The organism is Vagococcus teuberi, assembly GCF_001870205.1.
Taxonomy (GTDB): Bacteria; Bacillota; Bacilli; order Lactobacillales; family Vagococcaceae; genus Vagococcus; species Vagococcus teuberi.
Window position 1 is genome coordinate 1,055,163 of the sequence record NZ_CP017267.1, and the last position, 12,410, is coordinate 1,067,572.

Here is a 12,410-nt window from a genome sequence, read left to right on the forward strand (position 1 = left end):
GAAATAAATAAATTTAAGAAAAACGACACGTCAAACTGCGATCATCTCTTTTGATGATGGCAGTTTGTTTTTAGAAAGGATTTTAAGATGATAAAGTTTGACAATGTCCAAATGGTTTATCCAAATGGTTATGTAGGGTTAAAAGATATTAATTTAGAAATTGAGCAAGGTGAGTTTGTTGCAATCATCGGACTATCAGGAGCGGGTAAATCGACCTTGATTCGTTGTGTCAACCGTATGCATGACATTTCAAGTGGGACTCTGATGGTGAATGATACAAACGTTGGCAAAATTAAAGGAAAAGAAATTAGAGCGTTTCGTCGTCAAATTGGAATGATTTTCCAATCATTTAATTTGATTACCCGTGCAACTGTATTAAAAAATGTGATGATTTCGTCTGTTCCAGAACTTCCTTGGTGGAGACGTGTGTTTGGTATTTTTCCAGAAGACGTCAAAGTGACAGCTTTAGAGTCTCTTGATAACGTTGGCATTTTAGATAAAGCATTTGTCAGAGTGGATCAACTATCTGGTGGGCAACAACAACGTGTGGCCTTAGCTAGAACACTCGCCAGTCATCCTGAAGTGATATTAGCCGATGAGCCAGTTGCCGCTCTTGACCCTGTCACAGCAAAAACGGTCATGGGTGATTTTAAACGCATTAACAAAGATTTAAATATTTCCGTATTAATTAATATTCACCATGTTGATTTGGCATTAGAATATGCTGATCGAGTGATTGGGATTAGACAAGGACAAATCGTGTATGATGGTCCATCAAAAGACGTGACAGAAGATGTGTTATCAACCATTTATGATGGGGATAAGAAAGGAGAGTAACCATGCGTAAAAAAACGATCACTTTGCCGAATGGAAAACAAGTCGTTCAAAAAGCATCTTACACTCCGCTCATTGTGTTATTGGTTCTTATTTTCATGTACATCTCTATACAAGTAACACAATTTAACTTCACGCAATTACTAACTCGTGGCGATCAGTTTTTTGTGATGCTAAAAGCTATGTTTCCACCTAAAATGGACTTTTTAAGTAAAGTTTGGACACCACTGTTTGACACGATTAAAATGTCACTCTTAGGGTCACTTATTGGGGCATTATTAGCTGTTCCATTTGCTATATTGGCTTCTAATAATATTGTAAAAAATCGCTTTGTTTCTTCTTTATTCAAACTGATTTTAAGTTTTTTAAGAACTCTACCAACAATCGTTATCGCGTTAATCGCAACTTTCGTATTTGGTCTTGGAACAATGGCCGGTACCGTTGCTATTTTCATCTTTACGATTTCATATGTAGGAAAACTAACTTACGAACAAATCGAAGCATTGGATATGTCGACATTTGAAGCACTTGAATCGATGGGACTAACTCGTTTACAAGCCTTTCGTTATAGTGTGATTCCAGCTATTTTACCATCTTATCTATCGACTTCTTTGTTTAACTTCGAAGGAAACTTACGATATGCCTCAATTTTAGGGTATGTTGGAGCCGGTGGTTTAGGTATCTTACTGAATGAACAGTTGGGTTGGCGTGACTATGGAAATGTTGGGACGATTTTAGTGGTCTTAGTTATCACTGTTGGTATCATCGAAACAATCAGTGAATATTTCCGCAAAAAATTACAATAGAAAAGGAAGACATATATGAACCAACGTATTTTAACTGAATTAAACAAAGAACCAAATAAGACAAAGCAATACGTTATTTTAGTAGCTGTCTTGCTTGGGGCGTTTATCTGGTCGTTGTCAGCGTTAAATTTTAATGCGATGGACGAAGGTGGCGGCAAAATCGCTGCAAACATTCTTAAAGGAATTGTCCAACCAGACACCAATTTACTATTTAACGGCACGAAACAAGGTGTGACTTACTTATTATTTGAAACCATCTGTATTGCCTTTTTAGGAACGATCTTCGGGGCGATTTTATCAATCCCGATTGCCTTTTTAATGGCACCAAGTATTATGCCAAAACCAGTTTATCTATTCATGAGAGCTTTTGTTGTCGTGCTTAGAACAATTCCAGCACTAGTGTATGGGTTAATGTTTATCCGTGTGACTGGACCTGGTCCATTTGCCGGTGTGATGACTATGTCTCTTACCTCGATTGGAATGGTATCAAAATTATATGTAGATGTTATTGAAGAAATTGATACAGGTATTTTAGAATCAATGGATTCTTTTGGGTGTACAACGTTTGAAAAAATTCGTTTTGGAATTATCCCACAATTAATTGCTAACTTTACCTCAATTACTATCTATCGTTTCGATATGAACTTACGTGATGCAACTATTCTTGGTTTAGTAGGAGCTGGAGGTATTGGAGCGCCGCTTATTTTTGCGATGAACTCATATCGTTGGAATCAAGTTGGCTCAATTTTAATTGGATTAATCGTGTTAATCTTAATTGTTGAAGTCGTATCAAATTATTTGAGAGGAAAATTAGTCAATGGATAAGATAACAATTCTTTCTACCAGTGATACACATGGTTATTTATACCCGACAGATTTTAGAGCAGTCAATCAAGATTTGTCATTTGGGTTATCAAAAGCTGTCACAGCCATTAAAGATGAACAGGCTAAACAAGATGGGACTGTTGTATTAATCGACAATGGCGACTTTTTACAAGGCTCACCGATGAGTTACTATCTGTCGAAACAAAAGAATAGTAAACAAGTCGCTGATATCATGAATTCAGTTGGCTATGATGTGGGTGTTCTTGGTAACCACGAATTTAATTATGGGGTTGAGTACTTACTTGATACAGTGAGTCAACTGAACTACCCAATCGTTTGTGCGAATATTTTAAATGATAAAAATGAGCCACTAACAGGGCAGGCCTACGTGATTCTTGAAAAAGATGGGTTGAAAATTGCGGTGTTAGGACTGACAACACCCTATATTCCAAATTGGGAGCAACCTGAAACCATAAAAGGTCTGACATTTTTATCTGCTCTTGATACAGCAAAACAATATGTGCCGAAACTTAAAGAGGAAGCAGATATTGTCATTGTGAGTTATCATGGTGGATTTGAAAAAGATTTGCAGACTGGTGAAGCAACTGAAAACTTAACAGGGGAAAACGAAGGTTATGATATCGTGACCCAAGTTGAGGGAATTGACGCGTTTGTTACTGGTCATCAACACCGAGTGATTGCAGAAAAAGTCAACGACACACCTGTGACTCAACCAGGGGACAAAGCCAAATACGTTGGAAAAATGACGTTGATATTAGATGATTATAAACAAGTGACAGACTCAACAGCTGAGTTATTATCTATGACTGACTATGAGGCGGATAAAGAGATTGTAGACACATTTAAACCAGTTTTAGATACTGTCGAAAATTGGCTGGATCAACCACTTGGACACATTGAAGGCGACATGACGATTACTGATCCGATGAGTGTGCGAATCAATGGACATGCCTATATTGAATTCATTCAAGACGTACAGATGGATGCGACAGGCGTTGATATTTCTGGAACAGCATTGTTTGATAATGACAGTAAAGGATTCCAGTCTGATGTAACCATGCGTGATATCGTGACAAATTATATTTATCCGAATACTTTAGCTGTTCTCACTGTTTCAGGGCAAGATTTGAAAGATGCCCTTGAACAAAGTGCGGAGTATTTTATTCTTAATGAGGATGACGAAATTGTCGTGAGTGACAAATTTTTATACCCTAAAACAGAACATTACAACTATGATATGTATAGTGGTGTTGGCTATAAAGTTATCGTATCAAATCCTGTAGGCCAACGTGTTGTTGAGTTGACTTATAAAGGTAAGCCAGTTGATATGACAGACGAACTTGACATCGTGATTAATCAATACCGCGCAGTTGGGGGCGGAAATTACGCGATGTTTGATGCGTCAAAAATTATTAAAGAAGTGACAGTTGATATGACTGAACTTATTTCAAACTTTTTACAAACACACCCAACTTATCAAGCAAAAACGACATTTGATTTCAAAGTCGAAAAATAAAACTAAACCTTATCATTCTTAAAACTTTAATAATACTTCTTTACCGGCTAGCTAACACTAGTCGGTATTTTTGTGTTAATCACTTATTTTGACACGATTGTTAAATTTAGTTATACTTAATTTAACAAACCATTAGGAGATGAGAATCATGGAAACAGTTGCAAGGAAAATAGGTAATTCTGTTGGCGCCATCTTTCCTAAAGATATTTCGCCTGAAGTTGGCGAAACATTTACCATTTCAAAAGTAGGAGATGCCTATATTTTGAAACCAAAAAAAGAAGACATTTTTAAACATGCAGATGATTGGGTAGGATTTAGAGAATCAGTGACAGATGAGGACACTGAATGGGACATCATGTCTTCTCAAGGAGACGAGCATTAGATGGAAGCACCGAAACAAAAAGATATTGTCTGGATGGATTTTGATCCGTCAAAAGGAAAAGAAATCAAAAAACGTCGTCCAGCGTTAGTTGTGAGTCGCGATGAATTTAATCAGCATACGGGTTTTTGTTTGGTGTGTCCCATTACATCAACAAACCGGGAATATTCGACTTATATCAGTATCAAACACCCACAAAAAATTGAAGGTGAAGTGGTCGCACATCAATTGCGCTCGATTGATTACACAACCAGAAATCTAGAAATTATTGAGCAGTGTGACATGTTAACGTGGATCGAAGTAACTGAAGTCATTGATATGTTTATATAACTAATAGATAGATACAACTCTTAGACTGGCGCTAAGAGTTTTTATTATGCCAACATTTCTCGTTGGATTATCATTTTCGTTATTAATCGAAATAGGGCAGATTTTTACGATGTATCGTCAAACAGATGTGAATGACTTATTGATGAATACATTAGGAGTGATGATAGGCTAGGTGATTGGGAAATATATTTTAAAATGGCGTATCCAAAGAAATGATGGAAAAAATGTTGACTGGATTGTTTACTTGCTGATTTCTGTGTGTTGTGCATTTATATTTTGATTAGATTAAATATGGTATAATAATTAAAAAAAATGAGGGTTTGATTATGACAGATAAAAAGCTCTTAAAATCAGAAAAAATACGATTAAAAAATGATAAATTGCGTGCAAAAGGTAAAGATCCGTTAAAAGGGTGGGGCAAGATGGTTGATACTGGATTAGGTGGTATTAATAAAGGAGCTTCAGTTGAAAATAGAGCAAGTATGATGGATACAAAGGATTTCATTAAGGGCTTGCAAAAAGAGATAGCTAGTGAAAATGAAAAGAAAAATCTATAATAATAAAAGAGATGAGATTATTTTTATAGCAGGAGGTAAAAAACATGGATCAAGCGAATTATAAAAAATATGTTGAAGAAACATTTAATAATGTTAAGAAAGAAAATAAAGAGCTAAAAAAGGTGAATCTTTTGATTGCTGGAAAAAGTGGCGTTGGAAAATCCACACTGATTAATACGGTATTTGGTGAAGATTTAGTAAAAACGGGCGTTGGTAAACCTGTTACAGAGGATATTCATTTGATTGAAAAGAAAAATTTTCCTGTTAGAATTTATGATACTGTAGGATTTGAAATTAGTAAGATGGGATTTGATATAAAAAGCGTGGTCAAATCACTCAAACGAAATCCTATCCAACAACTAATAAAAAAAGTTCAAGCAACTGAAACAACAGACGATGATGTCCATGTTGTGTGGTATGTCATTTCTGGATCAGGTGCTAGAATTGAAGAGGCTGAAATATCATTTATCAAGTGGTTAGTTGATCAAAAGTTACCTGTTATTATTGTATTGACAAAATGCTTTGACCTAAAAGAAGCCACTCTTTTAAAAAATGAAATAGAAAAATTAATCGACTCTTCTTTTGATATTATATTAGTGCTAGCTAAGCAAACGGAATATCAAGATATCTTTGGGGTTGAAGAATTAATCGATGCTACTGTTGAACTGTTACCTGAAGGGTTACAAGCGTCGTTTATCCATTCACAAGAAGCTTCTATCAAAGTCAAACATAATGAAGCTGTTAAAGTTGTGACCGCTACTATGGCCGCTAATTTTGGAACGGGATTTGCTCCCATCCCTGGGGCAGATGCTCCGATAATGATGACATCGCAAACAGCGATGATGACTAAAATTACCTCAATTTATGGTATTGAGCTTGATAAGCAAAAAATAGAAACAGCTTTAACTAGTATGTTAGGGGTCTATGCTGCAATGATATCAGGAAAATCATTAGCTGGTAATATTGCTAAACTAGTACCAGGTGTTGGAACACTTGGTGGAGGCCTTATATCTGGTGGTGTCGGAATGGTTATTACTGGTGCGTTGGGATATGCCTACATAGAATTAATGGAACTTGTTATTAAAGGACAGGTTGATTTAAGTACTATGACACCTGATGCTTTAACAGACTTATTATTAAAGCTGTTACCAAATTATTTACCGAAATAATATAATATTTGACTAATTGTTAAGTTGTTTTACAATGGAAAAATGGGAGGTGATTATATGATAAAAGCCTATAAAGAATATTGGAGTAATATGACAGTCATGAATGCTTCATCTACAAGAGCTCAATATTGGTGGCCACAAGTGATTAATTACTTTGTTTTAGCTCTTTACACTGTTCTGACAAGGGCCTACAAGTACATTGATTTTATGTCTGACGGATCAAGAGTGATAAAAGAATGGAATTCGGTAACGATTGTTTTTGTTGTGCTAACTTTTCTAATTTGGTTAGCTAACTTTACTGTCAGAGCAAGAAGGTTGCATGACAGAGATCATAGCAATTGGTGGATTTTGTTTTATCTTTTACCTTTTATTGGTAGTTTCATTATTTTGATAACATTGATTTTACCAAGCAAACAACAAACTAGATGGCCAATAAATCAATCCGATGTATAGGAAAAAGGACTTAACAAGACATGATTCTTGCTAAGTCCTTTCTTATGAAATCCAACACGCTATCAAAAATAATCACTAAAGTATGCTTCTTGATCAGGAATGATTCTCTCAAGCGTTCTAAGTGTTTCTTTATCTGTTTTTAATCGCTCAATACGGTACAGATAAGAGGGACGTTTATAACTCATCAGAAGAGCGGTTAATGTTTGAATATCAATATAGACTGGATTTCCAATGGCTTCGTTGGTTACGGTCAATTCATTGTCTTCATCCCACATCAAACTGAACGTATTATTGTTCCATTCGGCAATCGGATCTGTCACGACAAAATGGAAAGGTTTTCCCGTGGTGATAAACGGATACTGTTTGATAAATTGTTCGACGTCCACAATGCGTGCCATAAAATACGGTTCAATCAATTCTTTGATCTCACTGTCTTCAAATAAAAAGGCAATTGGCTCATTTTTATAGGTAGCACCAACAACACGGTCAATCATTGAAAAATGGGCAGACACAAAATTCCAAAGCCCTTTTCTAGCTTCTTGGTTTAAATAAAACATCTCTTTGATATGAAACACTTCTTCTGCTATCCAGTAAAAACAAACCCCACAAGGCTCGCCATCTGCGCTATAATAAATAGCGGCTGTCCTTTCTTCTTCATTTTCCCAACGCCAATATTCTTCCCAGTTTAAATCAGAACGAATCATTGCACCATGGTTTTGTTCAGCAAATGCATCATAGACTTTGTAAACATCTTCATGGTCAATATCTTCACGCTCAACATAACCAGGCACGTCAACTGTTTTTGGAAGTTGCGTGTCCTTAATTTCAAATGATATTTTATCGGACATAATTTCCCAGCCCTTGCGACGGTAGTAAGGGATATTATAAGGGTAGAGATAAGAAATCCATTGTTTATTATCACGCATTTTATCTAAACCTAATTTAATCAACTCACTCATTAATCCCATGTTTGTGTATTCTGGGTACGTTCCAACACCAGTCAAACCAGCCATTTCATAAACAGTATCATGTATGTTAACTTCACACGGATAGATGGCAAGTTGGCTGATCAGTTCATCATCATCTGTAAACCAACCATAAACGTCAGCTTCCCTTAAAACAGGACGTTTGGCACGAATGATTTCTGACTCGTCTTCGTAACCACTTTCCTCAATATCCGAGTCAGTGACTTGAAACACATAGCGAAGAAGTTCATTAAATTGTTTCAGGTATTTTAGTTCCACTTTCTTTAATGTTAAATTCTTATGTGCATCTTTTGGTTCCATATATCTTTCTCCTAATGTTTAATAATTTTTTATATCAAACATATTTTGAAAATACTTTAAAAACACTCAAAAGATTGGTATAATTGAAAATGCTGATTAATAGAAAGTGGGAGATAACGATGAATTTTGATGAAATGAAAAAGAGACAAGAATCTATTCGGAATTTCTCCATCATAGCACATATTGACCATGGAAAATCAACACTGGCTGACCGTATTTTACAACAGACAGAAACAGTTTCTGATCGTGAAATGCAAGAGCAGTTACTTGATTCAATGGACTTGGAAAGAGAACGCGGTATTACCATTAAACTAAATGCCGTTGAGTTAACTTATAATGCGAAAGATGGAAAAGAATATATTTTTCACCTAATTGATACACCAGGACACGTCGATTTTACTTATGAAGTGTCACGTAGTTTAGCCGCTTGTGAGGGGGCTGTACTTGTGGTGGATGCTGCGCAAGGTATTGAAGCTCAAACGTTAGCAAACGTGTATTTAGCGGTTGATAATGATTTAGAAATTTTACCAGTTATTAATAAAATAGATTTACCAGCAGCCGATCCAGAGCGTGTGAGAAAAGAAATCGAAGACGTGATTGGGATTGATGCAAGTGAAGCAGTTTTAGCAAGTGCAAAAGCTGGAATTGGGATTGAAGATATTCTAGAACAAATCGTTGAATATGTTCCAGCGCCCGATGGTGACTTGAACGCGCCACTAAAAGCACTGATTTTTGACTCAGTTTATGATTCATATCGTGGGGTTGTATTAAATATTCGTGTCTTTGATGGGGTCGTAAAACCAGGAGATACGATTCAATTAATGAATAACGGCGTACAATACGAAGTAAGTGAAGTTGGAATCTTCTCGCCAAAAGCTGTTCCAAGAGATTTCTTGATGGTAGGGGACGTTGGTTACTTAACTGCAAGTATTAAAAATATTCAAGATACACAAGTTGGGGATACGATTACATTAGCGGATAATCCAGCGAGCGAGCCATTAGATGGCTACCGTAAAATGAATCCAATGGTTTATTGTGGGTTGTATCCAATTGATACATCAAAATACAATGACTTACGCGAAGCACTTGAACGTCTGCAATTAAATGACTCTGCTCTTGATTTTGAGCCAGAAACGTCTCAAGCATTAGGATTTGGCTTCCGTTGTGGGTTCTTAGGACTACTACATATGGACGTTATCCAAGAGCGTTTAGAACGTGAATTTAATTTAGACTTGATTACAACGGCACCGTCAGTTATTTATCATGTGAATCTAACTGATGGTTCACAAATTATTGTCGACAACCCGGCAGAATTCCCAGAGCCGGGCGTGATTGATAGTGTGGAAGAGCCTTATGTTAAAGCACAAATAATGGTACCAAATGATTATGTTGGGGCTGTCATGGACATTTCTCAACGTAAACGTGGTGAGTTTGTGACGATGGATTATTTAGATGATTACCGTGTAAATATCGTCTACAATATTCCATTATCTGAGATTGTCTTTGACTTCTTTGACAAATTAAAATCAGGGACAAAAGGCTATGCCTCACTTGATTATGAATTGATTGGTTATCGAACAAGTAACTTAGTTAAGATGGACATTTTACTAAATGCTGAAAAAGTTGATGCCTTGAGCTTTATCGTGCACAAAGACTTTGCATATGAACGTGGGAAAGCCATCGTTGAAAAACTACGCAAGTTAATTCCAAGACAACAATTTGAGGTGCCTATCCAAGCTGCCATTGGTGCAAAGATTGTTTCTCGTACCGATATTAAAGCCTTACGTAAAAATGTATTGGCGAAATGTTATGGTGGGGACGTCTCTCGTAAACGTAAATTACTGGAAAAACAAAAAGAAGGTAAAAAACGGATGAAACAAATCGGATCAGTTGAAGTCCCACAAGAAGCCTTCATGGCCGTTCTTAAAATGGACGATGACGAGCCGAAGAAGAAATAATAACTTCAAACGAGGCTGACCCAAAAGTCTCTTTACAGAAAACAAGCATTCCAAAATGAAACCTCTCATTTCAGAATGCTTGTTTTTTCGTGATTTCTTACTAATATCCTTCCTATTTTTTCTCAGTTTTCTTAAATTTAGTGCCATTAACGCAAATCCCAGCTCCTGTGAAATCTTATCTTTTCCTCTTACAGAGAATCGATTGAATGCCAAATTAGCCTTCAGATTTCCAAAGGCTGGTTCAACATCTATTTTTCTTTGACGATATATTTCTCCTGTGACATCCTCTTTCAAAAGCTCTCTTACGTGAGCTTTAAAATATTCCCAATTCCCATTTCTTTGAATCACTCGATTTTTACTACTCTTCGCACGAGTACATAATGCTCTAACTGGGCAATTTAAACAAGACTCACATTCATATATTTTAAGTTGTCTTTTGAATCCAGATTTATCCGTTCGAGTAGAGTAATTTCTAAATTTGACTTCTCGATTATTCGGGCAAATATAAGTATCTGCCAATTCATTATAAATCCAGTTATCTGGAATGAATGGATTTTGTTTATATTTTTTAGTGTGTTCTTTCTGATACATTGTATAAGTAATTAATGGAGTTCTTTCAAAATCATCTAAAATTGCTTGATAGTTTTCTTCACTACCATAACCTGCGTCAGCCACAATGTATTTAGGTAAGTCAAAATAAGATTTCTTGATAGTATCTAAGAAGGAAATCATTGTTTTAAAATCCGTTGGATTTGAAAATGTTTCATATGCTAAAACGTATTGATGATTGGTTGCAATTTGAACGTTATATCCAGGTTTTAACTGACCATTCATCATGTGGTCATCTTTCATTCTCATAAAAGTGGCATCATGATCTGTTTTAGAGTAGCTATTTCTACCGTTATAAATATCATGTTGTTCTTTATATTTTTGCTTTCTATAGATAAAGTCAGAAAAAGCTTTCAATGCTTTTTTAGGCTCTTTACGCTCAGAACGAAGTTCTTTTCTCTCTTGAACATCTGAAGTATTTTCAATTTTAGTGCTTAAATCACTTACTTTCATTTCCAACTCATCAATGATTTGTTTTAAATTTCCTGTGTTTAACTCATCATCTTCTGAACAAATAGATGGAATAATTTGCTCTTCTACAAGTTGTTGATAATAGGACTTTGACTTTTCTCTCAAAGATTCTTCATAACGTTGTGTACTCTTTTTCCAAACGAAGGTATATTTATTTGCGTTGGCTTCTAACTTTGTTCCATCAATAAAAATAGCTTCTTCATCAATTAATTGTTGAGAAACAAGCTGATTTCTAAATTGAATAAAACATTCTTGAAGTATCGGTTGAACCAGTGGGTTCACTCTGAATCGATTAATTGTTCTGAAGTTAGGTGTCTGTGATTGCGTTAACCACATGGCACGAATGCTATCTTTAGACATAGCTTCTATCTTTCTGCCTGAAAAAATAGATTGAGTGTAGCCACACAGAATAAGCTTCAACATCATTTTTGGATGATAAGACGAAGTTCCCATTCGATGCTCAAAAACTGAGAACACATCCACAGGGATGCTTTCTACTAACTCATCAATCGCAAAAGCGATATCATTTTCTTCTAAATAAATATCTAAATTCAGTGATAAAGTAACCTGTTTCGTGTTATAATTCTTATACATAAATAGCACTCCTTTTTAGTTGGTTTCGTCACTTTAATTATATAGGATAGTGCTATTTTTTACGTCAAAAAAGGAAGAAAATCGAAAAAAGATTTTCTTCCTTTTAGTTTATTCTAGAGACATTTGGGTCAGCCTCTTTTTTATATTCAAATGCTTTCTTATTGATAGAAATCATCTAATGTGATATATTTGTATCGTAAAGATATAAATATATCACATTAGGAGGAGAAAGAAATGAAGAAAGAACTAACAAATAAAAGTTGGTTAATTGGTTTTTTAGGCTGTATAGGTGTATTAGGGGTTAAGGGAGAACCAAACTTCTTACTGTTCTTTTCATTTTTTTCAGGGTTTCAATATATTTGGCTATACAAATTAGGGACAATGTATGATGAAAGACTGATCGCAAATAAAAACAAAGCAGCAGGGATTGCTCTAAAAATAGCTTTAATATTTGGATTAATTTCGAATTTAGCAATCAGTTTTTTATTTACTGATTACGAAATTCTATATAGATGGACTCTTGGAATCTTTTCATTTACCTTTGCTATTGGTCTAAATAGTTGGGCTTATCTCACTTATAAGTATGATAAGGAGGACTAATG

The 12,410-nt window shown here is 35.4% G+C and carries 13 protein-coding genes and 1 pseudogene; 12 read left to right on the forward strand and 2 right to left on the reverse strand.

Annotated features, from left to right (window positions below):
• Positions 1–87: 87 nt before the first annotated feature.
• From phnC to BHY08_RS05085, 10 genes are all read left to right on the forward strand, one after another.
• On the forward strand, positions 88–837 hold the full coding sequence (gene phnC / locus BHY08_RS05045; RefSeq protein ID WP_071456837.1) for a phosphonate ABC transporter ATP-binding protein: 750 nt from the start codon (positions 88–90) through the stop codon (positions 835–837).
• A 2-nt stretch (positions 838–839) separates the two neighbouring features.
• Positions 840–1,640 carry a phosphonate ABC transporter, permease protein PhnE gene (gene phnE, locus BHY08_RS05050; protein ID WP_071456838.1) on the forward strand — a complete coding sequence of 267 codons (801 nt, stop codon included), beginning with the start codon at positions 840–842 and terminating at the stop codon, positions 1,638–1,640.
• Between the two features lie 15 nt (positions 1,641–1,655).
• Positions 1,656–2,465, forward strand: coding sequence for a phosphonate ABC transporter, permease protein PhnE (gene phnE / locus BHY08_RS05055; protein ID WP_071456839.1), 810 nt, complete (start codon positions 1,656–1,658; stop codon positions 2,463–2,465).
• On the forward strand, positions 2,458–4,002 hold the full coding sequence (locus BHY08_RS05060; protein WP_071456840.1) for a bifunctional metallophosphatase/5'-nucleotidase: 1,545 nt from the start codon (positions 2,458–2,460) through the stop codon (positions 4,000–4,002). Before phnE (BHY08_RS05055) ends, BHY08_RS05060 begins: the two co-directional genes overlap by 8 nt.
• 148 nt (positions 4,003–4,150) lie before the next feature.
• A complete protein-coding gene (locus BHY08_RS05065; RefSeq protein ID WP_071456841.1) occupies positions 4,151–4,384 on the forward strand; it encodes an AbrB/MazE/SpoVT family DNA-binding domain-containing protein in 234 nt (77 codons plus the stop codon).
• On the forward strand, positions 4,385–4,711 hold the full coding sequence (locus tag BHY08_RS05070) for a type II toxin-antitoxin system PemK/MazF family toxin (protein ID WP_071456842.1): 327 nt from the start codon (positions 4,385–4,387) through the stop codon (positions 4,709–4,711).
• 25 nt (positions 4,712–4,736) lie between these two features.
• The gene (locus tag BHY08_RS10710) at positions 4,737–4,883 is read left to right on the forward strand and encodes a VanZ family protein (protein ID WP_276325592.1); all 147 of its coding nucleotides are present in this window, start codon (positions 4,737–4,739) and stop codon (positions 4,881–4,883) included.
• A 154-nt stretch (positions 4,884–5,037) separates the two neighbouring features.
• On the forward strand, positions 5,038–5,268 hold the full coding sequence (locus tag BHY08_RS05075; protein WP_071456843.1) for a hypothetical protein: 231 nt from the start codon (positions 5,038–5,040) through the stop codon (positions 5,266–5,268).
• A gap of 44 nt (positions 5,269–5,312) precedes the next feature.
• Positions 5,313–6,437 carry a GTPase gene (locus BHY08_RS05080; RefSeq protein ID WP_071456844.1) on the forward strand — a complete coding sequence of 375 codons (1,125 nt, stop codon included), beginning with the start codon at positions 5,313–5,315 and terminating at the stop codon, positions 6,435–6,437.
• A gap of 57 nt (positions 6,438–6,494) precedes the next feature.
• Positions 6,495–6,890, forward strand: coding sequence for a DUF805 domain-containing protein (locus BHY08_RS05085; RefSeq protein WP_071456845.1), 396 nt, complete (start codon positions 6,495–6,497; stop codon positions 6,888–6,890).
• A 62-nt stretch (positions 6,891–6,952) separates the two neighbouring features.
• Here the strand turns inward: BHY08_RS05085 and BHY08_RS05090 are convergent, their stop codons facing one another.
• A complete protein-coding gene (locus BHY08_RS05090) occupies positions 6,953–8,176 on the reverse strand; it encodes a GNAT family N-acetyltransferase (RefSeq protein ID WP_071456846.1) in 1,224 nt (407 codons plus the stop codon).
• A gap of 119 nt (positions 8,177–8,295) precedes the next feature.
• Here BHY08_RS05090 and lepA point away from each other — a divergent pair, with 119 nt between their 5' ends.
• Positions 8,296–10,134, forward strand: coding sequence for a translation elongation factor 4 (lepA, locus tag BHY08_RS05095; RefSeq protein ID WP_071456847.1), 1,839 nt, complete (start codon positions 8,296–8,298; stop codon positions 10,132–10,134).
• 126 nt (positions 10,135–10,260) lie between these two features.
• Here lepA and BHY08_RS05100 read toward each other — a convergent pair.
• A pseudogene (locus BHY08_RS05100) lies at positions 10,261–11,808 on the reverse strand (IS1182 family transposase); the annotation flags it as partial.
• Positions 11,809–12,042: 234 nt separating this feature from the next.
• Between BHY08_RS05100 and BHY08_RS05105 the strand changes: the two are divergent.
• The gene (locus tag BHY08_RS05105; protein ID WP_071456849.1) at positions 12,043–12,408 is read left to right on the forward strand and encodes a DUF2178 domain-containing protein; all 366 of its coding nucleotides are present in this window, start codon (positions 12,043–12,045) and stop codon (positions 12,406–12,408) included.
• Positions 12,409–12,410 lie beyond the last annotated feature (2 nt).